Here is a 23,171-nt window from a genome sequence, read left to right as displayed (position 1 = left end):
GATCGACGGCACAATGGTCCGGGCAGCCCGCTGCACGGGATGAAAGGAGACAAAGGCATGGCCTACAACGAAACCGAATTCGACACCGGCAGTCACTGGCTGCCGTTCACCCCCAACCGTCACTTTCGCAAGGAGCCGCGCGTCTTCGTCGCCGCCTCCGGCATGCATTTCACCACCCACGACGGCCGCCAGGTGATCGACGGCATCTCCAGCCTGTGGTGCGTGGGCGCCGGCCACGCCCGGGCCCCCATCAACGAAGCCATCAAGAAGCAGCTGGACACGCTGGACTACGGCACCACCTTCCAGGCCACCAACGACCGCGCCTTCGAGGCGGCCGACATGATCACGGCCCTGGCGCCGGGCGACCTCGACAAGGTGCTGTTCTGCAACTCGGGCTCCGAGGCGGTCGATACCGCGCTGAAGCTGGCGCTGGCCTACCACCGCGCCCGCGGCGAGGGCCACCGCAACGTGTTCATCGGCCGCGAGCGCGGCTATCACGGCGTGGGCTTCGGCGGCATCAGCGTGGGCGGCATTCCGGCCAACCGCAAGGCGTATGGCACGTCCATGCTGCCGCGGGTGGACCACATGCGCTTCATCCACGACCCGGCCCAGGCCGCCTACATCCATGGCGAGGAGCCGGTCTGGAAGGACGATCCGCTGCTGGAGCTGGAGCAGCGCATCCTGCCCCTGCACGACCCGAGCAACGTCGCGGCGGTCATCGTCGAGCCGGTGGCGGGCAGCGCGGGCTGGTACCTGCCGCCCAAGGGCTACCTGCAGCGGCTGCGCGAGATCTGCGACAAGCACGGCATCCTGCTGGTGTTCGACGAGGTCATCACCGGCTTTGGCCGGATGGGCACCAATTTCGCCGCCGATTTCTACGGCGTGGTGCCGGACATGCTCACCTTCGCCAAGTGCGTGACCAACGGCGTCATCCCCTTGGGCGGCGTGATCTGCCGGGGCAAGCTGTACGACCAGATGATGAAGACCGACGCCCCCGAGCACATGGTCGAGTTCTTCCACGGCTACACCTACTCCGGCCACCCGGTGGCCTGCGCGGCGGCGGTCGCCACGCTCAAGCTCTACAAGGAAGAGAACCTGTTCGCCCGCGCCGGCGACATGGGCAAGGTGCTGGGCGACGCCTTCCACGCCACGTTCAAGGGCCTGCCCAACGTGGTGGGCATCCGCAGCCTGGGCTGCGCGGCGGCGGTCGAGCTGGCGCCGATCGCCGGCGCACCGGGCAAGCGCGCCTACGACATCTTCATCGACTGCTACAAGCGCGGCGCATTGGTGCGCCCGGCAGGAGACGTGATCGTGATCGCGCCTCCGTACATCGTCGAGAAGCCGCACATCGAGCAGCTGGTCGACACCCTGGCCGGCTCGATCCGGAAGCACTAGGTCCACCCCGGAAGTAGGACCACCCCGAAGCGCCTTCGGCGCCTCCCCTCGAGGGGCGCCACCGGCGGCCCGGCAAAGCCGGTTCCGCGGTGGCCCTGGGGTGGCCTGCCGCTGCGCGGCGGCGGTGATCAGGGGCGCGGGCGGAAGTGCTGGCGCAGTTCGGCGCAGGCGTCTTCGACGCTGCGCGAACCTTCGGCCGGTGGCCAGGCGCGGGGCTCCACGCTCAGCCCGGGCGGCAGGTGCCGCGGCACGCCCAGCGCCTCGTCCACGTGGCCGCTGCCGGCCAGCAGCACCACGGTGCGGCCGCGCGTGGCGGCAGCCGCCACGCCCTCGGCCATGCTGCGGTCACGGGCGATCTGCACGCGCACCATGGGCAACACCTGCGATTCGGGCAGCAGGTCGCAGTGGCCCTCACGCACCGCCGTCTGTTGCCTCGCCAGCGCCTCGGCGGGCAGTGCCCGCTCCAGGTTCGCGTCCGCCATCGCGGCCCGCATGTGCGCGCGTGGCAGGTTCACGCCGATGACCGGCACGCCGGCCCGCACGGCTTCCATCACCGCCGGGCCATAGGCCGCCCAGGGCCAGGCGCGCTCCTCCCAGCGCAGCGCGGCTCGCACCTGCTCCTGGGACGCCTCGCGGGGCAGGTGCGCGGTGGAGGCGCCGCGCTCGGCCATCTCCAGCGCCAGCGCAGCCAGGCGCTCGCGCCTGGCGAGGTCGCGCACGGTCTCATGGTGCCAGCGCTTGTGCTGCGGCGCATCATGCTGCTCGCCGAGCAGCAGCGCGTCGGGCAGCGTTGTGGAAGCGGGGGCAAGGTGGCCGCAGGCGGCAAGTGCGCCAGCCAGGCCGAGGGGGGTGATGAGGCGCAGCATGGGACGGCGCGCGAGGCCCGGAAGAAAAAACCGCCGGCGGGGCCGGCGGTCGGGGTTCAGTGCATCACGAGCGGGTTCTGCGCCAGCTCGGCGTACCGGTCGAGGGTTTCCTCGACCTCTTCCTGGGTGGGCGTGTTCGCCTGCCAGGCGTTGATCTGGCGCTGGAAAGCCTCGGCCCAACTGCCGTCCAGGTAAACCTCCTTGTTGGATCGCTTGTCGACGATCTCGAAGCCGTGCCGAACGATGCTGGGCTCAGCCTCGCCATCTGACGGGGCGTTGGCCTGCATGTGCACGACCACGAACGAGTCGGAGTCATAGAGCATTTGCATGTGTCTGGTTTCCCTTCTGGCCAGTTAGATGGGCCGTGACGCAATCGGTTCAAGAGGTTCAACCGTGAAGTCGCGCCACATGCGACGACTTCAGGCTAAGGCGCGGGGCGCTCAGGACCTGTCGGTTCCAGACCATTGCTGATCCAGCCAATCCCCATGCGCCCATGTCAGACGCAGGCGCACCGGGGCGTAATCAAGCTCAGGGGCCAGCCAAAGCTCCAGCCTGTAGTCGAATTCCATCCGCGGCAGGCGAACCAGCCGCAGCGTGGCCAGGCTGCCGCCCGGCAGTTGCAGGGCATCGCGCGCCTGCACCTCGAAGTGCCAGGTCTCCGCCTCGTGCAGCCCCGCCACCTGCATGGCCAGCGAGGTCCCCAGCGGCACCGGTGCCTGCTGGCGGGCGAGCAAGGCCCCCAGTTGCATCAGCACGCTGAGGCGGTCCTGGGCGCCGGCTTCCAGCGCCGCCGCCGCGCGGTTGTTGCTGAACACGATGCGTTCGCGATCACGATCGAAGTGCACCGCCTCCTCGGTCCGGCGCCGCTCGGAAAACCGCACCGGTTCCAGCCCGCGCGCCGAGAGCTGGCCGGTGCTGCGCTGGGTGCGGGTGGGCAGCAGCGGCACGCGCAATTCGAGCAGCGCCTCGTAGCTGCGGCCGTCGGGGCGCCAGTTCAGGACGCCTTCGCCGGTGGGGAAGTCGATGCCCCGGGTGCGGCCGCGCACTTCGTAGCGCAGGCGCATGGGCGGCGCCACGCGGGCCGCCGGCTCACGGGTGCCCGCGGCGGCGGCGGGCGCAGCGGGCGTGGCCGTCGGTTGCCATCCTTGCTCCGGCAGCACGGCCGGATCGGGTGAAGGCTCTTCGGATGCGGAGGGCGTCCGACGGGCCTGCGCCTCGTGCGGGATCGGCGGCAGGTGGCTGGCCGATGAGGCGGGGGACCGGGTGGGTCGACGCGCCGGTGCGGCCTCGTCGCCCGCAGGGGCGAACTCGAGCGGCGCAGCCACATGCCGCACCGACACGGCAATCGCTTCAGGCGTGGACGCGCGCTGTGGCCGGGCCGGTGGCGAGATCTGCTCGAGCAGCAGCAGGTGCGCGACCAGGAGCAAGGCGGCCAGCAGGGCCAACCGCCGCCCCGGCGACTGCCTGGTGTTCACGGCCGGTACCCCAGCTCCTGCGAGAGCCGCGCCGCCTCGGTCCGCATCGGCCTCGCGACGGCGCCGTTCCAGTCCGTGTCGAAGCTGCCATTCGGACCCATGGCCAGAATGCCCAGCACCAAGTGGCTGTCGGCGTCGAACACCGGCGCGCAGAAGCCCGAGACGCCGGGCAGCAGCACGTCGACGACGCGCGCGATACGGTGTTCGCGCACCTCCTGCAGCATGCGTTCCACCTCCGCCATGGTGGCGGGCACCTCGCGCAGGCCTTGGCGCCGGGCCCGCGCGAGCTCGTCGCGCAGCAGGGGGCCGATGGCTTCCTGGGCGTGCCAGGCCGCGAAGCAGCGGCCGGTGGCGGAGGTGAGCAGCGGCATGACGTCGCCCAGGCGCAGGTTGACCGTGATCGCGTGGGGCGACTCTTCCCAGTGGACGATGGTGGGCCCATGGTTGCCCCAGACCGCGATGGCCAGGGTGTGCTCGACCTGCGCCATGAGGGCCGGCAGGCGCTCCCGCGCGAGCTTCACCGCATCGAGCCGCGACAGCGCCGCCAGCCCCAGTTGCAGCGAACCGGGACCGAGGTCGTAGCGCGTGGAGGCCGGGTCCTGCACCACCAGGGCCAGGCGCTGAAAACTCACGAGGTAGCGATGGGCCTTGGCCGCGCTCATGCCGGCGGCGGCGGCCAGGTCGCGCAGCATCAGCGGACCGCTGGCACGACCCAGCGCGTTCAGGAGCGTGAAGCCCACCTCGACCGATTGGATGCCCACGCGCTCCTTCACGGCCGTCCCGTACAATTTCGTTTAGTTGAATTCATTTCACCAAGCGTAATGGCGGGCTGACTGTAGCACCGCTGCATCCGACAGGAGATCAGGCAATGAAGCTCGCCACCTACAAGGACGGTTCGCGCGATGGCCAGCTGGTGGTCGTCTCGCGCGATCTCGGTTCGGCCCATTATGCGACCGGCATCGCCAGCCGCCTGCAGCAGGTCCTGGACGACTGGAGCTTCCTGTCGCCCCAGCTGCAGGACCTGTACGACAGCCTGAACCAGGGCCGAGCGCGCCACGCCTTCGCGTTCGATCCGGCGCGTTGCATGGCACCGCTGCCGCGCGCCTATCAGTGGGCCGACGGCTCGGCCTACATCAACCATGTGGAGCTGGTGCGGGCCGCGCGCAACAGCGAGGTGCCGGCCAGCTTCTACACCGATCCCTTGATGTACCAGGGCGGCAGCGACGACTTCCTCGGCCCGTGCGACCCGGTGGTGGTGCCGCGCGAGGAGTTCGGCATCGATTTCGAGGCCGAGATCGCCGTCATCACCGGGGACGTGAAGATGGGCGCGAGTCCCGAACAGGCGTTGGACGGCATCCGCCTCGTGATGCTGGCCAACGACGTGAGCCTGCGCAACCTGATTCCGGCCGAACTGGCCAAGGGCTTCGGCTTCTTCCAGAGCAAGCCCGCCACGGCCTTCAGCCCGGTGGCCGTCACGCCCGATGAACTCGGCGACGCCTGGCTAGGCGGCCGGGTGCACCTGACCCTGCAGAGCAGCTGGAATGGCCGCAAGGTCGGCCTGTGCGAGGCCGGTCCCGACATGACCTTCCACTTCGGCGAGCTGATCGCCCACATCTGCAAGACGCGCAACGTGCGCGCCGGCAGCATCGTGGGTTCGGGCACCGTGAGCAACAAGGGCGTGGCCGGCGAGGGCGGCCGGATGGAATGGCCGCGCGGCTACAGCTGCATCGCCGAGAAGCGCGCCATCGAGACCATCCAGGACGGCAAGCCCAGCACCGGTTTCATGAAGTTCGGCGACACCATCCGGATCGAGATGAAGGGCAAGGACGGCCAGTCCGTCTTCGGCGCGATCGACCAGGAGATTCGCGCGCCGGGCGAGGCCTGAGCAGCCGCACGACTACAGCCGCAGCCAGGGGGTGCCCGATTCCTCCGCCTGCGACTTGTTCAAGGTGTCCAGGAAGCTGTCGCACCACCAGTGCACGTCCCAGCGCTTGCAGCTGGCCAGCAGCGCCTGGTGGCGCGTGATGCGCTCCTCCAGCGGCATCTGCAGCGCCAGGTGGATGGCCTCGGCCGTGCCCTCGGAGTCGTAGGGGTTGACCAGCAGCGCCTCGCCGAGCTGCTCGGCAGCGCCGGCAAAACGCGACAGCACCAGCACTCCCGGATCGGCCGGGTCCTGGGCCACCACGAATTCCTTGGCGACCAGGTTCATGCCGTCGCGCAGGGGCGTGACCAGCCCCACCTGGCTCGCCCGGTACAGGCCGGGCAGGCGGGCCCGGGCCACGGTGCGGTGCATGTAGCGCACCGGCATCCAGTCCAGCTCGCCGAAGTTTCCGTTGATCGAGCCGCACAGGCTTTCGAGCTGGTGGAGGATGTCCGTATAGGCGGTGACGTCCTCCCGGCTGGGGGACGCGATCTGGATCAGCGTGGCGCTGCGGTGGGTGTCGGGGTACTTCTGCAGCAGCTCGCGGAATGCGCGCAGCCGGTGTGGCAAACCCTTGGAATAGTCCAGGCGGTCCACCCCCACGAGGAGCTTGCGTCGCGAGTACTCGCGCTTCATGCGCTGGTACAGCTCGCGCGCTTCCGCGCCTTCGGCCAGGGCGTTGAACTCCTCCACGTCGATGCCGATCGGGAATGCGCCGGCGCGCAGCGTGCGGTTGAAGACGCGCCACTGGCCGTCACCCAGGTCTTGCGCATGGGCCTCGCGCTGGATGTAGCGGCAGAAGTGCTCGTGGTCGGCCTCGCTCTGCAGGCCGACCAGGTCGTACGAGCACAGCCCGCGCATCAGCCAGTCATGCCCAGGGATGGCGGCGAACATCAGCGGCGGCGGCAGCGGCACGTGCAGGAAGAAGCCGATGCGCTGGCGGCAGCCCAGGGCGCGCAGCTCGCTGCCCAGGGGGATCAGGTGGTAGTCGTGTACCCAGATCACGTCGTCGGGCTTGAGCAGTGGCGCGAGCTTGCGCGCGAACATCTGGTTGACCCGTCGGTAGCCCGCGATGTAGCTGGACTCGAAATCGGCCAGGTCGAGGCGGTAGTGGCACACCGGCCAGAGCACGCCGTTGGAGTAACCGAGGTAGTAGGCGTCGTGGTCCTCGCGGCTGAGGTCCAGCGTGACCAGCTTCACCGGTCCGGCCTGGTGGGTGTGCAACTCGGCTTCCCCGGCGCGCCCGCCATGGGCCGATTCGACGACCTTGCCGCTCCAGCCGAACCAGAGCCCGCCGGTGTTGTTCAGGAATTCGGCCAGCGCCACGGCCAGCCCCCCGGCTGCCGTCTTGCGCGGATCGGCCACCCGGTTGGAAACGACGACGAGTCGGGACATGTGGGGCTCTCTCCTGGTCAGGTCAGGCTCGTCCGGGTTGTCCTTGCCATTCGCACGAGTTGTTCGCGGACCGCAGCCGCACTCGGCAGCCGGTGCCGGGCGACGCTGGCGCCCTCGCCCACCTTGATGCCGAGGCCGCCCGAGCGCTGCACGGCCGAGAAGCCGACCTCGTCGGTGACGTCGTCGCCGATGAACACGGGGCGGCGATCGCGAAAGGGCGCCTCGCCCAGGAAGGCCTCGATCGCGCGGCCCTTGCTGGCGTCGGCCGGCTTGGCCTCCGCCACCATCTTGCCGCGCAGCAGGATCAGCCCGGGCGACGCATCGACCGCCGCCTGCATGGCGGCGACGCACAGCGCTTCGAGTTCCGGGGCACCCCGGTAGTGCAGTGCGATCGAGCCGCGCTTGATCTCCAGCTGCAGGCCGGCATGACGCGCCGCCAGCTCTTCGGCCGCCTGCCGCACGCGATCGGGCACGGCCGCGTCGACCACTTCCACGCCGCCGTCGGAGCGCCGGCGCTCGACCCCATGCACGCCCGCAGCCGGCAGGCGCAACGGATGCAGGAAGGCGTCGATCTGCTCGATCGGGCGCCCGCTGATGACTGCCAGGGCACCCCCCAGCCGTTCGTGCAGCTCCCCCAGCGCGTCGATCAGGCCCGGCGGCACGACCACGGCATCCGGCGTGGGCGCAATGTCCACCAGCGTGCCGTCGAAATCGAGGAAAAGGGCGCTGTCCTGCCCCAGCTGTTCAAGAAGATTCATTTGATGTCGACGCTAATCGAGCGGTGAAGCCGCGTCAGTACCCGCTGGCCCCTGCGTTCGTAGGAGGTGGCCGACAGCGCAGGCGTTCACCGGGCGTACAGGCCTTCCAGCGAGGCGAAGCCCTTGACCTCGATCGGGTTGCCGAAAGGGTCGCAGAAGAACATGGTCCATTGCTCGCCGGGCTCTCCGGCGTAGCGCAGCTGCGGCTCCAGGACGAAGTCGGTATTGGCGGCGCGCAGCCGTTCGGCCATGGCCTGCCAGTCGGGCAGCGCGAGCACCAGCCCGAAGTGCGGCATGGGCACCAGCTGGTCGCCCACCCGCCCGGTGCGGCGCGTGGCAAACGGCTCGCCCAGGTGCAATGACAGCTGGTGGCCGTAGAAATCGAAGTCGACCCAGCTGTCGGCACTGCGGCCTTCGCCGCAGCCCAACACGCCACCGTAGAAACGACGGGCGATATCCAGGTCGGTCACGTTGAAGGCCAGGTGGAAGATGCTGCGCATGGCCGCGAGCTTAACGGCTGCGCAGCACCGGCAGGCCGCCGGAATCCGAGGCGCCGCGCCGGTCAATGGCGGGCAGGCACAATGCCGGCGGCCCTCTCGGCATGCTGCCGACCGCGGCCCGAACCCTCTCAATTCCAGTTCCTGTTCCACATGCTCTCCCTGCTGTCGCGCCTGCCGGCGCTCGTCCTTTCCCTCCTGGCCGTCACGGCAAATGCCCAGACGGCGCCAGTCCAGGTCGACGGTGCCTGGGCGCGCGCAAGCGTCCCCGGCCAGAAGTCCAGCGGCGCCTTCATGCGCCTGACCGCCCGCGAGCCGCTCAGCCTGGTGGGCGTGCAATCGCCCGTGGCCGGCGTGGCCGAGGTCCACGAGATGCGGCTGGATGGCGACGTCATGCGCATGCGCCCCCTGCCCAGCCTGCCGCTGCCGGCGGGTCGGATCGTCGAGCTCAAGCCCGGCGGGCTGCACCTGATGCTGATGGACCTGAAGGAGCCTTTGCGTGCCGGTACCCGGGTGCCGGTCACACTGCTGGTGCGCGATGCCCAGGGCGTCGAGCGGCGCGTCGAACTCGAGCTGCCGGTCGCCACCCGGGCGCCCGGACCGGCCGCTGGCGAACGCCACCCGGCGCCGCATGGCGAAGCCGGCCATGGCCACCGGCACTAGTCCACTGAAACACTGGAATCAGGCGGTGCTGTGCAGCCGATGCGGGCTTCGACCGCCCCAACATCCATTCCCATGTTTCAGCGCACTAGCCGATGGTTACCTCGGGGGAACACGCCGCATGCGCCCTGCTAAGCTGATTTCTCCATCCTGGAGGGGGCCATTTCGATGAACGACGGACAAGACTTCGCCTTCGGCCGCTTCGTGCCGGGCTTCGACTTCCTGCAGAGCCTGGCGAAGGGCGCCAGCGAGGCCATGCCGCAAATGCCGGGTCTGTCGAACTGGATCGCGCCCACGCTGAGCGTGGAGGAACTGGACAAGCGCATTTCCGAGTTGCGCGCGGTGCAGTTCTGGCTGGAGCAGAACGGCAAGGCCCTGGCGGCCACGATCCAGGCGCTCGAGGTGCAGAAGATGACGCTGTCCACCCTCAAGCACATGGACGTGACCATGGCCGACCTGGCCGAAGCGTTGAAGGCCCAGCCGCAGGCTGCGGCCGAACCCGAGCCCGCCAAGCCGGCCACGGGTGGCGTCGGGAAGCCGCCCGGCGTCGGGCGAGAGCCGGCCAGCCCTGGCGACGGCGCCCCGAAAAGCGGCGGACCCGCTCCGGTGGACCCGATGCAGTGGTGGGGCGCCTTGACCCAGCAATTCCAGCAGATCGCGGCCAGCGCGATGCAACAGGCCGCGCAGCAGCCGCCCGCGCAAACCGCCGGCGCCGCGACGGCCACGGCGGAGCCGGCCGACGTGCCCAAGTCCGCGGCCGGAGCCAGGCCGACCGCCGCGGCCAAGAAGGCGCGCAAATCCGCGCCGCGCAAGAGCGCCACACGCAAGAGCGCTGCCAGCGGAGCCGGGGGCGGCAGCTGACGCAGCCCAGGTAGGTGCCATGAAGCTGTTCCCCTTCGGCCATGCCACGCACCCGCAGTGGGCCATGGCCTGCGGGCTGGTGCTGGCGCAGCTCCGTGCCCAGATGGCGCGGCCCGAATACGCCAGCTCGCCGTCGCTTGGGCTGCTCTACATCACCGATCACTACGCCGACCAGGCGCGCGACATCCTCGATCACCTGTCGGCCGAACTGCCGGAGGTGACCGACTGGTCGGGCACGGTGGGCGTGGGCATCTGCTCTAGCAACGTCGAGTATTTCGATGAACCGGCACTCGTCGTGATGCTGTGCGAGTTGCCCTCCGACCAGTTCCGGGTGTTCTCCGGCGTCGCGCCGCTGGGCGTGGGCGAAGGCATGGGCTTCGAGGCGCACACCGCCCTCGTGCACGCCGACGCGTCCACCCCCGAGCTGGCCGAGCTGGTGGCCGAAATGGCGGGGCGCACCACCACCGGGTACCTGTTCGGCGGCCTCTCATCCAGCCGTGGCGACACGGTGCAGTTCGCCGTCGGCGGCAACGGCAACATGCGCGGCCAGGGCGCCGCCGGTGGCGTGTTCCGCGGCGGATTGTCGGGCGTGGCCTTCGGCGAAGGCGTGGCGCTCGTCTCGCGCGTGACCCAGGGCTGCCTGCCGGTCACGCCGCAACGGCGCGTCACCGCAGCCGAGCAGAACCTGATCCTCACGCTGGACGACGAGCCGGCGCTCGACCTGCTGCTGCGTGAGCTGGACATCAGCCTCGACGAACCGCAGCGCGCGATGGCGGTCTTGCGCGCGACCCTGGTCGGCCTGACCTCGCCGGGCTCGCGCGCGGTCTCTCGCACCGGCAGCTTCGGCACCGACGTGCGGGTGCGCCACATCATCGGACTGGACCCCGGCCGGCGCGGCGTGGCCGTGGCCGATCGGGTGGAGGTCGGCATGCCCATGGCTTTCTGCCAGCGCAATGCCCGCGCCGCCCGTGCCGACCTGATGCGGGCCTGCGCCGAAATCCGCGAGGAGCTCGAACCCGAGGACATGAGCCTGCCGATGGCCACGGCCCTGGCGGCCGACGAGGCCATGTCCGCGCCCAGTCCAGCGCGGCGAATCGCCGGCGCCATCTATGTCAGCTGTTCAGGCCGCGGCGGTCCGCATTTCGGCGGCCCCAGCGCCGAGCTGCAGATCGTGCGCCACGCGCTGGGCGATGTGCCGCTGGTGGGCTTTTTCGCCGGCGGAGAGATCGCCCGCCATCACCTCTACGGCTACACCGGGGTGCTCACGGTGTTCACGGGCGGCGCGCCCTGATGGACGCGCTGCTCTGGGTCCTGAGCGGGCTGCTCATCGTTGCCGGCGTGGCCGGCACGGTGCTGCCCGCCTTGCCAGGTACGGCGCTGGTGCTGGCCGGCATCCTGCTCGGCGCCTGGATCGACGACTTCACGCGCATCGGCTGGCTGGCCGTCACCTCGGTGAGCATCCTCGCCGTGGCCAGTTGGGTACTCGACTACATCGCGGGCCTGATCGGCGCCAGGCGCGCCGGGGCCAGCAGGCTCGCGGTGATCGGGGCCGCCATCGGCACCGTGGCCGGCATCTTCATGGGCTTCGTGGGCGTGCTGTTCCTGCCGCTGGTCGGCGCGGCGGTCGGCGAGTGGCTGGCCCGGCGTGACCAGCAACGCGCCATGCGCGTGGGCATCGCCACCTGGGTCGGGCTGATGGTGGGCATGGTGGCCAAGGTGGCCCTGGCCTTCGTGATGATCGGCGTCTTCGTGGTCGCCCTGCTGGTCTAGGGCCCGTTCACACTGTTCTCGCCCCGTTCGCACACGTGACAACCGTGTGAACAGGCCCTAGCCTCAGACGCCGCGGGCACGGTCCTCGCGGAAGCGCGCGGCGAACTCCGCGAACCGCCCTTGCTCCAGTGCCAGCCGCACCTCAGCCATGAGGTTCAGGTAGTAGTGCAGGTTGTGGATGGTCGCCAGCATGGGAGCCAGCATCTCGCCGCAACGCTCCAGGTGATGCAGGTAGGCGCGCGAAAAGCCACCCGAGACCGTGCCGTCGGGGGCGGTGCTGCCGCGGCAGGTGTAGCAGCCACAGCTTTCGTCCAGCGGGCGTTCATCGCTGCGGTGCCGCGCGTTGCGGATCTTGAGGTCGCCGAAGCGGGTGAAAAGATGGCCATTGCGCGCGTTGCGCGTGGGCATCACGCAGTCGAACAGGTCCACGCCCTGTGTCACGCCCTCCACCAGGTCCTCGGGCGTGCCCACCCCCATCAGGTATCGCGGCTTGTGCGCGGGCAGCCGGTGCGGCGTGTGCGCCATGATGCGGCGCATCTCCTCCTTGGGCTCGCCCACGCTCACCCCGCCGATCGCATAGCCGGGGAAGTCGATCTCGACCAGCGCGTCCAGTGATTCCTGGCGCAGGTGCTCGAACATGCCGCCCTGGACGATGCCGAAGAGCGCGTTGCGGTTTTCCAGCCGCGCGAACTCGGTCTTGCAGCGCACGGCCCAGCGTCGGCTCAGCTCCATGGAAAAGCGCGCCTCGGACTCGGTGGTGAGGTGGCCGCGGGTCTCGTAGGGCGTGCACTCGTCGAACTGCATCACGATGTCGCTGTCCAGGATGGTCTGGATCTGCATCGAGATCTCGGGCGTGAGGAACAGCCGGTCGCCGTTGACGGGCGACGCGAACTTCACGCCTTCCTCGCTGATCTTGCGCATCTCTCCCAGGCTCCAGACCTGGAAGCCGCCGGAGTCGGTGAGGATCGGACGGTTCCAATTCTCGAAGCGGTGCAGGCCGCCGAACTGCTGCAGCACGTCCAGTCCCGGGCGCATCCAGAGGTGGAAGGTGTTGCCCAGGATGATCTGCGCGCCCATCTCCTCCAGGGATCTCGGCGTGACGCCCTTGACGGTGCCGTAGGTGCCCACGGGCATGAAGATCGGCGTCTGCACCACGCCGTGGTTCAGGGTGAGGCGGCCGCGACGCGCGCGGCCTTCGGTGGCGAGGATGTCGAACTGGAGCATGGTCAATCGGGCTGGCGCGCGAGCAGCATCGCGTCGCCGTAGCTGAAGAAGCGGTAACGCGCTTCGATGGCGTGGCGGTACAGCGCCATCACGTGCTCGTAGCCTGCGAAGGCGCTGACCAGCATCATCAGCGTCGAGCGGGGCAGGTGGAAGTTGGTCAGGAGCCGGTCGACCAGTCGGAACTCGTAACCCGGCGTGATGAAGATGCTGGTGTCGCCCGTGGCCTGGCCGGAGCCGGCCCACGATTCGAGCGTGCGCACGGTGGTCGTGCCCACGGCCACGATGCGCCCGCCACGGCGCCGCGCGGCGGCGATCGCCTCCTGCGTCGCGGCGGGCACGTCGTACCACTCGCTGTGCATGCGGTGCTCGGCGATGTTCTCGGTCTTGACCGGCTGGAAGGTGCCGGCGCCCACGTGCAGCGTGACGCTGGCCCGTTCGATGCCGCGCGCCTGCAGCGCCGCCAGCACCGGCTCGTCGAAGTGCAAGGCGGCCGTAGGCGCGGCGACGGCGCCCGGGTGGCGCGCGAACACCGTCTGGTAGCGGCGCTCGTCCTCGGCGCTGTCGGCATGCTCGATGTAGGGCGGCAGAGGCACGTGGCCGTGCTGTTCCATCAGCGCGTGCGGCTCGTCGCTGAACTCGAACCGGAACAAGGCCCCGAACTCGTCGGGCCAGCGCCCGAGCAGCCGCGCCGTGAAGTCGCCATGCATGGCCAGCACGGTACCCACCGGCGGCTTCTTGCTGACTTTCATGTGGGCCACCACCTCGCGGCCTTGCAGCACGCGCTCGACCAGCAATTCGAGCTTGCCGCCGCTGGGCTTTTCGCCGAACAGGCGGGCCTTGACCACGCGGGTGTCGTTGAAGACCAGCAGGTCGCCGGGTGCCAGCAGCGAGGGCAGGTCGCGGAAGCCGCGATCCACGGGCTGGCTGCCGGTGCCATCGAGCAGGCGCGAGGCGCTGCGCTCCGGCGCGGGGTGCTGGGCGATGAGTTCGGGAGGAAGGGCGAAGTCGAAGTCGCCGAGGGTGTAGCTGCGCATGCTTGAGGGCTGGACGAGCCCGTGCCAAGAGGTGGGACGAGTGGCGGAAGAGGCAGAATTCTCCCATGCCCGGCAGCGCCTCCCTGTCCGCTCCCCAGAAGGCCCTGCGCAAGCTGGGCCTGGCGCGCGACATCGACCTGGCCTTGCACCTGCCGCTGCGCTGGGAGGACGAAACCCGCATCACCCGGCTCGCGCAGGCGCGCGAGGGCGAGGCCGTGCAGATCGAAGGGACGGTGACCGACAGCCAGCTCGCCTATCGCCCGCGTCGGCAGCTGGTGGTCACCATCGATGACGGAAGCGACACCTGCCAGCTGCGGTTCTTCAGCTTCTACCCTTCGCAACAGAAGGCACTGGCGGTGGGCCAGCGCATCCGAGCCCGCGGCGAGTTGCGCGGCGGCCTCTACGGCTGGCAGATGGTGCACCCCACCTGCCGGCCCGCGGGCGAGCCGCTGCCCACCGCGCTCACGCCCGTGTATTCCACCGTGGCGACGCTGCCGCAGGCCTACCTGCGCAAGGCGGTGATGGCGGGCCTGGCGCGGGCCGACCTCAGCGATTCGTTTCCGCCGGGCCTGGCGCGGCACCTCGGGCTGGACGAAGGCTGGAGCTTGCGCGAATCGCTTCAGTTCCTGCACCACCCGGCGCCGGATGTCTCCATGGCGAGCCTGGAGAACCGCGAGCATCCGGCCTGGCAGCGGCTGAAGGCCGAGGAGCTGCTGGCGCAGCAACTGTCGCAACTGGTCAGCAAGCGCGAGCGCGACGCGCTGCGCGCGCCGCGGCTGGCGCCGACGCCGGGCGGGCTGCACGAGCAATTGCTGCAGGCGCTGCCATTCGCGCTGACGGCGGCCCAGCGCCGGGTGGCCGAGGAGATCGCACGGGACCTGGGCCGCTGCGTCCCCATGCACCGCCTGCTGCAGGGCGACGTGGGATCGGGCAAGACGGTCGTGGCGGCGTTGGCGGCGGCGGTCACCATCGATGCGGGTTGGCAGTGTGCGTTGATGGCGCCCACCGAGATCCTGGCCGAGCAGCACTTTCGCAAGTTGATCGGCTGGCTCGAGCCGCTGCTCGCACCCCGGGGGCTGTGCGTGGCCTGGCTCACCGGTAGCCAGAAGAAGAAGGAACGCACGGCCATGCTGGCGCCGATCGCCAGCGGCGAGGCGGCCTTGGTGGTCGGCACGCACGCCGTGATCCAGGAGCAGGTGCAGCCGCCGCGGCTGGCGCTGGCCATCATCGACGAGCAGCATCGCTTCGGCGTGGCCCAGCGCCTGGCCCTGCGTTCCAAGATGCTGGCCGAAGGGCAGGAGCCGCACCTGCTGATGATGTCGGCCACGCCAATCCCGCGCACGCTGGCCATGAGCTACTACGCCGACCTCGACGTCTCCACCATCGACGAGTTGCCACCGGGCCGCACGCCGGTGGTGACCAAGGTGGTCAGCGACAGCCGCCGGGGCGAGGTGATCGAGCGCATCCGCGCGCAGTTGCAGCAGGGCCGCCAGGTCTACTGGGTCTGCCCGCTGATCGAGGAGAGCGAAGTGCTCGATCTGAGCAACGCCACCGAGACCCACCAGTCCCTGAGCGAAGCACTGCCAGGGGTGCAGGTGGGACTGCTGCACTCGCGCATGCCGGTGGCCGAGAAGAAGGCGGTGATGGCGCGGTTCGAATCCGGCGAGATGGGCGTGCTGGTGTCGACCACCGTGGTGGAGGTGGGCGTGGACGTTCCCAATGCGTCGCTGATGGTGATCGAGCACGCCGAGCGCTTCGGCCTGTCGCAGCTGCACCAGCTGCGCGGGCGCGTGGGCCGCGGCGCCGCGGCCTCGGCCTGCGTGCTGCTGTATGCGCCGGGCGAAAACGGCCGCTTGGGCGAGACCGCACGCGAGCGCCTGAAGGCCATGGTGGAAACCAGCGACGGCTTCGAGATCGCCCGTCGCGACCTGGACATCCGCGGGCCCGGCGAGTTCCTGGGGGCCCGGCAGTCGGGTGCGCCCCTGCTTCGTTTCGCCGACCTGGAACTCGATCGCCCCTTGCTCGAAGCGGTGCGTGCGGTTGCCCCGCGCGTGCTCGAACGCCACCCCGAGATGGCGGCCCGCCATGTCGCCCGCTGGCTCGGTGGAAAATCGGAGTATCTGAAGGCCTAGGGATCAGGGCCTTGGGGCCAGGGACCAGGGAAAGCCCGGTTTCTCCCTAGCCCCCAGGCCCCAGCCCCTAACCCCTGCATTCCAATGACCCTCACCGAACTCAAGTACATCGTCGCCGTGGCTCGCGAAAAGCACTTCGGCAAGGCGGCCGAAGCGTGCTTCGTGTCGCAGCCCACGCTGTCGGTGGCGATCAAGAAGCTGGAGGAGGAGCTGGAGGTGAAGCTCTTCGAGCGCAGTGCCAACGAGGTGGCGGTCACGCCGCTCGGCGAGGAGATCGTGCGGCAGGCGCAAAGCGTGCTGGAGCAGGCGGCGGCGATCAAGGAGATCGCCAAGCGCGGCAAGGATCCGCTGGCCGGGCCGCTGCGGCTCGGGGTGATCTACACGATCGGCCCGTACCTGCTGCCGGATCTGGTGCGCCAGGCGATCTCGCGCACGCCGCAGATGCCGCTCATGCTGCAGGAGAACTTCACGGCGCGGTTGCTGGAGATGCTGCGCACGGGCGAAATCGACTGCGCGATCATGGCCGAGCCCTTCGCGGACACGGGACTGGCCATCGCGCCCCTGTACGACGAGCCCTTCCTGGCCGCGGTGCCCAGCACCCATCCGCTGGCCGCGCGGGAGACGGTGAACGCGCAGGAACTCAAGAGCGAGACGATGCTGCTGCTGGGAACCGGCCACTGCTTTCGCGACCATGTGCTGGAGGTGTGCCCCGAGTTCGCGCGGTTCTCCAGTAACGCCGAAGGCATCCGCAAGAGCTTCGAGGGCTCGTCCCTCGAGACCATCAAGCACATGGTGGCCGCCGGCATGGGCGTGACCCTGGTGCCGCGGCTGTCGGTACCCAAGGAGGCGCTCGGGCCCAAGCCCAAGCGGCGCCGCGAGGACCAGTCTTTCGTGAAGTACATCCCCTTCGACGGCGACGTGCCCTCGCGCCGCGTGGTGCTGGCCTGGCGCCGCAGCTTCACCCGCTACGAGGCCATTGCCGCGCTGCGCAACGCGATCTACGCCTGCGAGCTGCCGGGCGTGCTTCGCCTGTCCTGATTGCCGGTCCCGCTTCGACGGTCGAGTCCCGAGGAGATCCGATGAACCATCCAGGCATTCCCGCGAACGGGCAGTCCGGCACGGCGCGATGGCGGCTGTACCTCGACCTGATCCGCTGGGACCGGCCGGCCGGGTGGCTGCTGCTGCTCTGGCCGAGCCTGTCGGCCCTGTGGATCGCGGCCGATGGCTTTCCCGGCCTGCATCTGCTGGCGGTGTTCGTGGGGGGGACCATCCTCATGCGCAGTGCCGGGTGCTGCGTCAACGACGTGGCCGACAAGGAATTCGACCGTCACGTCAAGCGCACGGCTCGACGGCCGGTGACCGCCGGCCTGGTGTCCTCGCGGGAGGCCCTGGTGCTGGGCGCGGTGCTGGCGTTGCTGGCCTTTGCCCTGGTGCTGACCACCAACCGCACCACGGTGCTGTGGTCCTTCGCCGCGCTGGCAGTCACCCTGCTCTACCCCTTCGCCAAGCGGGTGGTGTCGATGCCGCAGGCGGTGCTGGGCGTCGCCTTCAGCTTCGGCATACCGATGGCCTTCGCGGCGGTGCAGGCGCAGGTGCCGCCGCTGGCCTGGCTGCTGCTCGCCGGCAACCTGTTCTGGGTGCTGGCCTACGACACCGAATATGCGATGGTCGATCGGGACGACGACCTGCGCATCGGCATGAAGACCTCGGCCATCACGCTGGGCCGCGCCGATGTGCCGGTGGTGATGGCTTGCTATGGCGCCTACCTGGCGGTCTGGGCGGCCGCCTTGCTGCCGCGAGTGGCGGTCGTGCCCTTCGTGCTGGCGCTCGGCGCGGCTGCGGCGCAGTCCGCATGGCACTTCACGCTGATCCGCGGCCGTACCCGCGAAGGCTGCTTCCGCGCCTTCCGGGTGAACCACTGGCTCGGGTTCACCGTGTTCGCGGGCGTGGTGCTCGGCTACGCCATGCGCTGATCAGGCGCTGCCGAACTCGTCGCCCAGCTCCCTGGCCCGGGTGCGCGCGGCATGCAGCGCCTTGACGAAGTGCGCCGGCACCTGGTCCTGCTGCATGGAGGTGATGGCGGCGTAGGTGGTGCCGCCTTTCGAGGTGACCCGTTCGCGCAGCACCGTGGGTGGCTCCTGGGAGCGCCGGGCCAGTTCGGTGGCGCCGGCAAAGGTGCCGACGGCCAGCCGCGCCGCCTGCTCGCGCGCGAGCCCCATTTCGGCGCCGGCCTGGATCATGGCCTCCAGGAACAGGAAGACGTAGGCCGGACCGGAGCCGGACAGCGCCGTCACCGCATCCAGTTGTTCCTCGGCATCGACCCAGATCCATTCGCCGCTGGGCGCGATCACCTGCTCGACCTGGGCCCGGTCCGCGGCCGTGACCGCATCGCGTGCGAACAGGCCGGTCATCCCCTGGCCGACCAGCGCGGGCGTGTTGGGCATGGCGCGCACCACGCGCGTCGTGCCCAGCCAGGTGCCGATGCTGTTGGAGCGGATGCCGGCGGCCACGCTCAGGTGCAACGCGCCGGGATCGACGAAGGGTCGGGCCTGGGCGGCTGCTTCGGCGAAGGTCTGCGGCTTCACCGCCCACACGACCAGTCCTGCGTCGGCCAGCGCCGCCTCGGGCGCGAGTGCGGCGGCGATGCCGAACTGCTGGCGAAGCCGGTCACGCGCGCCCTCGAACGGCTCCACCACCTGGATCGACGCCGGTTCCAGGCCGCGCGCGAGCAGCCCGCCGATCAAGGCGCTGGCCATGTTGCCGCCGCCGATGAAGGCAAGGCGCGTGGACGGGACGGAGGGGGCTGCTGCGGTCATCGGGCAAGTCTAGCCGGGGGCCGTTCGCGCCCTGATGCGCGGACAGGCTGCCAGAATCCAGCTCGTGCACAGACAAGACATCGTGGCGCGGTTGTCCCGGCCCGAACCCTTCGATCTGGTGGTGGTCGGCGGCGGCGCGACCGGACTGGGCGTGGCGCTGGATGCCACGCTGCGCGGGCTCTCGGTCGCCCTGGTGGAGTCACACGATTTCGCCGGCGGGACCTCGTCCCGCGCCACCAAGCTGGTGCACGGCGGGGTGCGTTATCTCGCGCAGGGCCGTATCGGGCTGGTTCGAGAAGCGCTGCGTGAGCGGGCGCTGCTGTTGCGCAACGCACCGCACCTGGCGGGTCCGATCGCCTTCGTCATGCCGGCCTACGACCTGTGGGAGAAGCCGTTCTACGGCGCCGGGCTCAAGCTCTATGACACGCTCGCCGGCCGCGCCGGCCTGGGCGCCACTCGTTGGTTGAACCGTACCGAGACGCTGGAACGGATGCCGGGGCTACGGCCCGAGGGGCTGCGCGGTGGCATCGAGTACTGGGATGGTCAGTTCGAGGACGCCCGCCTTGCGTTGGCCCTCGCGCGCACCGCCCAGCGGCATGGCGCCACGGTCCTGAACTACTGCGCCGTCACGGATCTCTGGCGCCGCGACGGGCGCCTGGCCGGTGTCCGCTGCCAGGACCGTGAAGAAGGCCGCTCGTTCGAGATCGGGGCGCGATGCGTGGTCAATGCCACGGGTGTCTGGGTCGATGCCCTGCGGAGCATGGACGGCGAGGCCGACGGCTTGCCGGCGCCCGCCTTGGTCAAACCCAGCCAGGGCCTGCACGTGGTGGTTGACCGGCACTTCCTGCCGGGCCGGGGCGCCCTCATCGTGCCGCGCACGGCCGATGGCCGGGTGTTGTTTGCCGTACCCTGGCTCGGCAAGCTCATCCTGGGTACGACGGACACTCCGCGCGACGACCTGCCGCGCGAGCCGGTTCAGTTCCCCGGCGAACTTGATTTCATCCTGCGCGAGGCGGGCCGGTACCTGGCACGCCCACCTTCGCGCGAGGACATCCGCAGCCTGTGGGTCGGGCTGCGGCCGCTGGTCAAGCCGCTCCAGGCGATGGACCGCGACACCGGCGCCATCAGCCGCGAACACCTGATCGAGGTCCGTCCGAGCGGGCTGGTGACGGTGACGGGCGGCAAGTGGACCACCTATCGTTCAATGGCGTCGGCCGTGCTCGAACGCTGCGCCAGTGAAGGCCTGGTTCCCGCCCATGCTGCCGCAGCGTCCGCACACGAGCGGCTGCTGGGAGCGGGTGAGGCGGTCGCGCCATCGGACCTGACGCTGCCTCCCGGCCCGCACCTGTACGGCACGGAAGCTGCAGCGGTGAATCGCCTGCCAGGGGCCGGCAACGAGTTGGGGGGTGGCCTGACCGAGGCGATGGTCCGCTTCGCGGCCCGCGAGGAATACGCGCGAACGGTCGAGGATGTGCTGGCTCGACGCTCGCGCCTCCTGTTCCTGGACGCCCGGCTCGCCGCCCGCCTGGCCGGCGATGTGGCGACGATCCTGCAGGAGGAGACGGGCGTCGATCCCGCGCGCGCCGCCTTCGCCGACCTCGCCGCGCGCTACCTGCCCGCGGCTTCACGGCGAGTCGCTTGACAGCGATCAGTTTCATGCCACAATCGCGGGCTCGCCTATTTTTGGGCGAGAGTTCGTTCATGAACTTTCAGCCTACTCGGATGCCTTCAGGCCCTCGGCCTGGGTGCGGACGACAGGCCCAAGACTGACTCGATGATCCCGGCGGCGCGTTGCCGCGGGGCGTTGGGTACAAGTTGGGAATACCGAAATGATCCAAACTGAATCCCTGCTCGAGGTTGCCGACAACACGGGCGCGCAGGAAGTCCTGTGCATCAAGGTGCTCGGCGGCTCCAAGCGTCGCTATGCCGGCGTGGGCGACATCGTCAAGGTCGCCATCAAGAAGGCTGCGCCGCGCGGTCGCGTCAAAAAGGGCGAGATCTATAGCGCAGTGGTTGTCCGTACCCGCAAAGGTATCCGTCGCGACGACGGCTCCCTCGTCAAGTTCGACGGCAACGCCGCCGTTCTCCTCAATAACAAGCTGGAGCCGATTGGCACCCGCATCTTCGGCCCGGTCACGCGCGAGCTGCGTACCGAGAAGTTCATGAAGATCGTGTCGCTGGCCCCTGAAGTTCTGTAAAGGACGCGTTCATGAACAAGATTCGCAAAGGCGACGAAGTGATCGTGCTCGCGGGCCGCGACAAGGGCAAGCGGGGCCGGGTGGTGCTGCGTACCGATGACGACCATGTCATCGTCGAGGGCATCAACCTGGTCAAGAAGCACACCAAGCCGAACCCCATGAAGGGCACGACCGGCGGCATCGTGGAAAAGTCCATGGCCATCCACCAGTCCAATGTGGCCATCTACAACCCCGCTTCCGGCAAGGCCGACCGGGTGGGTATCAAGGTCGAGGGTGACAAGCGCGTGCGCGTGTTCAAGTCCTCCGGCGAAGAAATCAAGGCGGCCTGAGGGATAGCGACATGGCACGACTCAAACAGCATTACCTCGAGAAGGTGGTCCCCGAACTGACCGCCAAGTTCGGCTACAAGTCGCCAATGGAGGTGCCCCGCATCACCAAGATCACCCTGAACATGGGTGTGTCCGAGGCGGTCGCCGACAAGAAGGTCATGGACAACGCCGTGGGCGACCTGACCAAGATCTCCGGCCAAAAGCCGGTGGTGACCAAGGCCAAGAAGGCCATCGCCGGCTTCAAGATCCGTGAGGGACAGGCGATTGGCACGATGGTCACGCTGCGCGGTACGCGCATGTACGAGTTCCTCGATCGCTTCGTCACCGTGGCTTTGCCCCGGGTGCGCGACTTCCGCGGTATCTCGGCTCGCGCCTTCGACGGCCGCGGCAACTACAACGTCGGGGTCAAGGAGCAGATCATTTTCCCCGAGATCGAGTACGACAAGGTCGATGCCCTGCGCGGCCTGAACATCAGTATCACGACGACGGCCAAGACCGACGAAGAGTGCAAGGCGCTGCTCTCCGGCTTCCGTTTCCCGTTCAAGTCCTGAAGGTGCATCGTGGCTAAGAAAGCTTTGATCGAGCGCGAGCTCAAGCGAGAGAAACTGGTTGCCAAGTTCGCGAAGAAGCACGCCGAGCTGAAGGCGATTGCCGATGACGCCAGCAAGAGCGACGAAGAGCGCGGCGCCGCCCGCCTGGCGTTGCAGCAGTTGCCGCGCAACGCCAACCCGACCCGCCTGCGCAACCGCTGCGAAATCACGGGTCGTCCGCGTGGCACGTTCCGTCAGTTCGGGCTGGCCCGCAACAAGATCCGCGAGATGGCCTTCACCGGCGACATCCCGGGCGTCATCAAGGCCAGCTGGTAAGCGGGCAGGAGAGACGAATATGAGCATGAGTGATCCCATCGCCGACCTGCTGACCCGCATCCGCAATGCGCAGATGGTGGCCAAGGCTACGGTGAGCGTGCCCTCTTCGAACCTGAAGGTGGCCATTGCCCAGGTCCTGAAGGACGAGGGCTACATCGACGGCTTCCAGGTCAAGCAAGACGGTGGCAAGAGCGAGCTTGAGATCGCGCTCAAGTACTACGCCGGACGTCCGGTGATCGAGCGCATCGAGCGTGTGAGTCGTCCTGGCCTGCGCATCTACAAGGGCCGCGACGCGATTCCGCAGGTCATGAACGGCCTTGGCGTCGCCATCGTCACCACGCCCAAGGGTGTGATGACCGACCGCAAGGCGCGTGCTAGCGGCGTCGGTGGCGAAGTGCTTTGCTACGTCGCCTAAGGGAAGGAACAACGCATGTCCCGAGTTGGAAAAAACCCCGTTGCCGTCCCGCAGGGCGTGAACGTGGAAATCAAGGAAGACCAGATCAGCGTCAAGGGCTCTGGCGTGCAGCTTGCTTTGGCTGCCAATGCCTTGGTGACGGTGGCGCAGGCCGATGGCAAGCTGACCTTCACGCCGGCAGACGAGTCGCGTGAGGCGAATGCGATGTCCGGCACCATGCGGCAGCTGGTCAACAACATGGTGGTCGGCGTGACCAAGGGCTTCGAGAAGAAGCTCTCGCTGGTCGGCGTCGGCTACAAGGCCACTGCCCAGGGCAACAAGCTGAACCTCGCGGTCGGCTTCTCCCATCCGGTCAACATCGAGATGCCGGAAGGCATCACCGTGGCGACCCCCGCGCCGACCGAAATCGTGGTCAAGGGCGCTGACCGCCAGCGCGTCGGCCAGGTGGCCGCCGAGATCCGTGCGATTCGTCCGCCCGAGCCCTACAAGGGCAAAGGCATCCGCTACGCGGACGAAAAGATCACGATCAAAGAGACCAAGAAGAAGTAAGGGGCAGCAC

General features: G+C 69.0%; 26 protein-coding genes. 16 read left to right on the top strand and 10 right to left on the bottom strand.

Annotation, left to right across the window (positions count from 1 at the left end; genetic code table 11):
* Nucleotides 1–57 precede the first annotated feature (57 nt).
* On the top strand, nucleotides 58–1,395 hold the full coding sequence (gene aptA / locus JI739_RS12440; protein WP_201684234.1) for an omega-aminotransferase AptA: 1,338 nt from the start codon (nucleotides 58–60) through the stop codon (nucleotides 1,393–1,395).
* 128 nt (nucleotides 1,396–1,523) lie between these two features.
* Here the strand turns inward: aptA and JI739_RS12435 are convergent, their stop codons facing one another.
* From JI739_RS12435 to JI739_RS12420, 4 genes are all read right to left on the bottom strand, one after another.
* Entirely contained in the window at nucleotides 1,524–2,261 is a 738-nt protein-coding gene (locus tag JI739_RS12435; RefSeq protein ID WP_201684233.1) for a ChaN family lipoprotein, read from the bottom strand.
* Between the two features lie 56 nt (nucleotides 2,262–2,317).
* The gene (locus JI739_RS12430; protein ID WP_201684232.1) at nucleotides 2,318–2,590 is read right to left on the bottom strand and encodes a BTH_I0359 family protein; all 273 of its coding nucleotides are present in this window, start codon (nucleotides 2,588–2,590) and stop codon (nucleotides 2,318–2,320) included.
* 111 nt (nucleotides 2,591–2,701) lie between these two features.
* The gene (locus tag JI739_RS24700) at nucleotides 2,702–3,736 is read right to left on the bottom strand and encodes a DUF3108 domain-containing protein (protein WP_201684231.1); all 1,035 of its coding nucleotides are present in this window, start codon (nucleotides 3,734–3,736) and stop codon (nucleotides 2,702–2,704) included.
* Nucleotides 3,733–4,497, bottom strand: a complete 765-nt coding sequence (locus JI739_RS12420) for an IclR family transcriptional regulator (RefSeq protein ID WP_354003723.1) — start codon at nucleotides 4,495–4,497, stop codon at nucleotides 3,733–3,735. Before JI739_RS12420 ends, JI739_RS24700 begins: the two co-directional genes overlap by 4 nt.
* Before the next feature lie 107 nt (nucleotides 4,498–4,604).
* On the opposite strand from JI739_RS12420, the gene JI739_RS12415 reads away from it, so the two are divergent.
* A complete protein-coding gene (locus JI739_RS12415; protein ID WP_201684229.1) occupies nucleotides 4,605–5,621 on the top strand; it encodes a fumarylacetoacetate hydrolase family protein in 1,017 nt (338 codons plus the stop codon).
* Nucleotides 5,622–5,633: 12 nt separating this feature from the next.
* Here the strand turns inward: JI739_RS12415 and otsA are convergent, their stop codons facing one another.
* The 3 genes from otsA to JI739_RS12400 all read right to left on the bottom strand — a co-directional run bounded on the left by otsA (nucleotide 5,634) and on the right by JI739_RS12400 (nucleotide 8,310).
* Nucleotides 5,634–7,052, bottom strand: coding sequence for an alpha,alpha-trehalose-phosphate synthase (UDP-forming) (gene otsA / locus JI739_RS12410; protein WP_201684228.1), 1,419 nt, complete (start codon nucleotides 7,050–7,052; stop codon nucleotides 5,634–5,636).
* Between the two features lie 17 nt (nucleotides 7,053–7,069).
* Complete coding sequence (otsB, locus tag JI739_RS12405; protein ID WP_201684227.1) at nucleotides 7,070–7,810, bottom strand: trehalose-phosphatase; 741 nt, start codon at nucleotides 7,808–7,810, stop codon at nucleotides 7,070–7,072.
* 86 nt (nucleotides 7,811–7,896) lie between these two features.
* Nucleotides 7,897–8,310, bottom strand: coding sequence for a VOC family protein (locus JI739_RS12400; protein WP_201684226.1), 414 nt, complete (start codon nucleotides 8,308–8,310; stop codon nucleotides 7,897–7,899).
* Nucleotides 8,311–8,460: 150 nt separating this feature from the next.
* On the opposite strand from JI739_RS12400, the gene JI739_RS12395 reads away from it, so the two are divergent.
* The 4 genes from JI739_RS12395 to JI739_RS12380 all read left to right on the top strand — a co-directional run bounded on the left by JI739_RS12395 (nucleotide 8,461) and on the right by JI739_RS12380 (nucleotide 11,598).
* A complete protein-coding gene (locus JI739_RS12395; RefSeq protein ID WP_201684225.1) occupies nucleotides 8,461–8,970 on the top strand; it encodes a copper chaperone PCu(A)C in 510 nt (169 codons plus the stop codon).
* Between the two features lie 165 nt (nucleotides 8,971–9,135).
* On the top strand, nucleotides 9,136–9,828 hold the full coding sequence (locus JI739_RS12390) for a PhaM family polyhydroxyalkanoate granule multifunctional regulatory protein (protein ID WP_201684224.1): 693 nt from the start codon (nucleotides 9,136–9,138) through the stop codon (nucleotides 9,826–9,828).
* 19 nt (nucleotides 9,829–9,847) lie between these two features.
* Complete coding sequence (locus JI739_RS12385; RefSeq protein WP_201684223.1) at nucleotides 9,848–11,119, top strand: FIST signal transduction protein; 1,272 nt, start codon at nucleotides 9,848–9,850, stop codon at nucleotides 11,117–11,119.
* A complete protein-coding gene (locus tag JI739_RS12380) occupies nucleotides 11,119–11,598 on the top strand; it encodes a DUF456 domain-containing protein (protein WP_236589529.1) in 480 nt (159 codons plus the stop codon). Before JI739_RS12385 ends, JI739_RS12380 begins: the two co-directional genes overlap by 1 nt.
* 63 nt (nucleotides 11,599–11,661) lie before the next feature.
* On the opposite strand, the gene tgt is transcribed toward JI739_RS12380, so the two are convergent.
* Nucleotides 11,662–12,822, bottom strand: a complete 1,161-nt coding sequence (gene tgt / locus JI739_RS12375; RefSeq protein WP_201684222.1) for a tRNA guanosine(34) transglycosylase Tgt — start codon at nucleotides 12,820–12,822, stop codon at nucleotides 11,662–11,664.
* 2 nt (nucleotides 12,823–12,824) lie between these two features.
* Nucleotides 12,825–13,856 carry a tRNA preQ1(34) S-adenosylmethionine ribosyltransferase-isomerase QueA gene (gene queA / locus JI739_RS12370; protein ID WP_201684221.1) on the bottom strand — a complete coding sequence of 344 codons (1,032 nt, stop codon included), beginning with the start codon at nucleotides 13,854–13,856 and terminating at the stop codon, nucleotides 12,825–12,827.
* Nucleotides 13,857–13,921: 65 nt separating this feature from the next.
* Here queA and recG point away from each other — a divergent pair, with 65 nt between their 5' ends.
* From recG to ubiA, 3 genes are all read left to right on the top strand, one after another.
* Nucleotides 13,922–15,988 carry an ATP-dependent DNA helicase RecG gene (gene recG, locus JI739_RS12365; protein ID WP_201684220.1) on the top strand — a complete coding sequence of 689 codons (2,067 nt, stop codon included), beginning with the start codon at nucleotides 13,922–13,924 and terminating at the stop codon, nucleotides 15,986–15,988.
* An 84-nt stretch (nucleotides 15,989–16,072) separates the two neighbouring features.
* On the top strand, nucleotides 16,073–17,026 hold the full coding sequence (locus JI739_RS12360; protein WP_201684219.1) for a LysR substrate-binding domain-containing protein: 954 nt from the start codon (nucleotides 16,073–16,075) through the stop codon (nucleotides 17,024–17,026).
* 41 nt (nucleotides 17,027–17,067) lie between these two features.
* Nucleotides 17,068–17,961, top strand: a complete 894-nt coding sequence (gene ubiA, locus JI739_RS12355; protein ID WP_201684218.1) for a 4-hydroxybenzoate octaprenyltransferase — start codon at nucleotides 17,068–17,070, stop codon at nucleotides 17,959–17,961.
* Here ubiA and proC read toward each other — a convergent pair whose 3' ends face one another.
* Nucleotides 17,962–18,804 carry a pyrroline-5-carboxylate reductase gene (gene proC, locus JI739_RS12350; RefSeq protein WP_201684217.1) on the bottom strand — a complete coding sequence of 281 codons (843 nt, stop codon included), beginning with the start codon at nucleotides 18,802–18,804 and terminating at the stop codon, nucleotides 17,962–17,964. It lies immediately after the preceding gene.
* Between the two features lie 34 nt (nucleotides 18,805–18,838).
* Between proC and JI739_RS12345 the strand changes: the two genes are divergently transcribed.
* The 7 genes from JI739_RS12345 (at nucleotide 18,839) to rplF (ending at nucleotide 23,161) form a co-directional block, all read left to right on the top strand.
* On the top strand, nucleotides 18,839–20,446 hold the full coding sequence (locus JI739_RS12345) for a glycerol-3-phosphate dehydrogenase/oxidase (RefSeq protein ID WP_201684216.1): 1,608 nt from the start codon (nucleotides 18,839–18,841) through the stop codon (nucleotides 20,444–20,446).
* Nucleotides 20,447–20,633: 187 nt separating this feature from the next.
* Nucleotides 20,634–21,002 (top strand): 50S ribosomal protein L14, encoded by a 369-nt coding sequence (gene rplN, locus JI739_RS12340; RefSeq protein WP_201684215.1) that lies wholly within the window; start codon nucleotides 20,634–20,636, stop codon nucleotides 21,000–21,002.
* Nucleotides 21,003–21,013: 11 nt separating this feature from the next.
* Nucleotides 21,014–21,331, top strand: a complete 318-nt coding sequence (gene rplX / locus JI739_RS12335; RefSeq protein WP_201684214.1) for a 50S ribosomal protein L24 — start codon at nucleotides 21,014–21,016, stop codon at nucleotides 21,329–21,331.
* Between the two features lie 11 nt (nucleotides 21,332–21,342).
* Complete coding sequence (gene rplE / locus JI739_RS12330) at nucleotides 21,343–21,882, top strand: 50S ribosomal protein L5 (protein WP_201684213.1); 540 nt, start codon at nucleotides 21,343–21,345, stop codon at nucleotides 21,880–21,882.
* Between the two features lie 9 nt (nucleotides 21,883–21,891).
* Nucleotides 21,892–22,197, top strand: coding sequence for a 30S ribosomal protein S14 (gene rpsN / locus JI739_RS12325; protein ID WP_201684212.1), 306 nt, complete (start codon nucleotides 21,892–21,894; stop codon nucleotides 22,195–22,197).
* Nucleotides 22,198–22,216: 19 nt separating this feature from the next.
* Complete coding sequence (rpsH, locus tag JI739_RS12320; protein WP_201684211.1) at nucleotides 22,217–22,612, top strand: 30S ribosomal protein S8; 396 nt, start codon at nucleotides 22,217–22,219, stop codon at nucleotides 22,610–22,612.
* A 15-nt stretch (nucleotides 22,613–22,627) separates the two neighbouring features.
* Nucleotides 22,628–23,161, top strand: coding sequence for a 50S ribosomal protein L6 (rplF, locus tag JI739_RS12315; RefSeq protein WP_201684210.1), 534 nt, complete (start codon nucleotides 22,628–22,630; stop codon nucleotides 23,159–23,161).
* Nucleotides 23,162–23,171: the final 10 nt, after the last annotated feature.

Source organism: Ramlibacter aurantiacus, from assembly GCF_016722895.1.
GTDB lineage: Bacteria > Pseudomonadota > Gammaproteobacteria > Burkholderiales > Burkholderiaceae_C > Ramlibacter > Ramlibacter aurantiacus.
This window is presented reverse-complemented; position numbering and strand designations above follow the sequence as displayed.

Coding starts and splice junctions, on each gene's coding strand:
- aptA (WP_201684234.1), top strand. CDS start 58: ATGGCCTACAACGAAACCGAATTCGACACCGGCAGTCACTGGCTGCCG.
- JI739_RS12435 (WP_201684233.1), bottom strand. CDS start 2,261: ATGCTGCGCCTCATCACCCCCCTCGGCCTGGCTGGCGCACTTGCCGCC.
- JI739_RS12430 (WP_201684232.1), bottom strand. CDS start 2,590: ATGCAAATGCTCTATGACTCCGACTCGTTCGTGGTCGTGCACATGCAG.
- JI739_RS12415 (WP_201684229.1), top strand. CDS start 4,605: ATGAAGCTCGCCACCTACAAGGACGGTTCGCGCGATGGCCAGCTGGTG.
- otsA (WP_201684228.1), bottom strand. CDS start 7,052: ATGTCCCGACTCGTCGTCGTTTCCAACCGGGTGGCCGATCCGCGCAAG.
- otsB (WP_201684227.1), bottom strand. CDS start 7,810: ATGAATCTTCTTGAACAGCTGGGGCAGGACAGCGCCCTTTTCCTCGAT.
- JI739_RS12400 (WP_201684226.1), bottom strand. CDS start 8,310: ATGCGCAGCATCTTCCACCTGGCCTTCAACGTGACCGACCTGGATATC.
- JI739_RS12395 (WP_201684225.1), top strand. CDS start 8,461: ATGCTCTCCCTGCTGTCGCGCCTGCCGGCGCTCGTCCTTTCCCTCCTG.
- JI739_RS12390 (WP_201684224.1), top strand. CDS start 9,136: ATGAACGACGGACAAGACTTCGCCTTCGGCCGCTTCGTGCCGGGCTTC.
- JI739_RS12385 (WP_201684223.1), top strand. CDS start 9,848: ATGAAGCTGTTCCCCTTCGGCCATGCCACGCACCCGCAGTGGGCCATG.
- JI739_RS12380 (WP_236589529.1), top strand. CDS start 11,119: ATGGACGCGCTGCTCTGGGTCCTGAGCGGGCTGCTCATCGTTGCCGGC.
- tgt (WP_201684222.1), bottom strand. CDS start 12,822: ATGCTCCAGTTCGACATCCTCGCCACCGAAGGCCGCGCGCGTCGCGGC.
- queA (WP_201684221.1), bottom strand. CDS start 13,856: ATGCGCAGCTACACCCTCGGCGACTTCGACTTCGCCCTTCCTCCCGAA.
- recG (WP_201684220.1), top strand. CDS start 13,922: ATGCCCGGCAGCGCCTCCCTGTCCGCTCCCCAGAAGGCCCTGCGCAAG.
- JI739_RS12360 (WP_201684219.1), top strand. CDS start 16,073: ATGACCCTCACCGAACTCAAGTACATCGTCGCCGTGGCTCGCGAAAAG.
- ubiA (WP_201684218.1), top strand. CDS start 17,068: ATGAACCATCCAGGCATTCCCGCGAACGGGCAGTCCGGCACGGCGCGA.
- proC (WP_201684217.1), bottom strand. CDS start 18,804: ATGACCGCAGCAGCCCCCTCCGTCCCGTCCACGCGCCTTGCCTTCATC.
- JI739_RS12345 (WP_201684216.1), top strand. CDS start 18,839: ATGCGCGGACAGGCTGCCAGAATCCAGCTCGTGCACAGACAAGACATC.
- rplN (WP_201684215.1), top strand. CDS start 20,634: ATGATCCAAACTGAATCCCTGCTCGAGGTTGCCGACAACACGGGCGCG.
- rplX (WP_201684214.1), top strand. CDS start 21,014: ATGAACAAGATTCGCAAAGGCGACGAAGTGATCGTGCTCGCGGGCCGC.
- rplE (WP_201684213.1), top strand. CDS start 21,343: ATGGCACGACTCAAACAGCATTACCTCGAGAAGGTGGTCCCCGAACTG.
- rpsH (WP_201684211.1), top strand. CDS start 22,217: ATGAGCATGAGTGATCCCATCGCCGACCTGCTGACCCGCATCCGCAAT.
- rplF (WP_201684210.1), top strand. CDS start 22,628: ATGTCCCGAGTTGGAAAAAACCCCGTTGCCGTCCCGCAGGGCGTGAAC.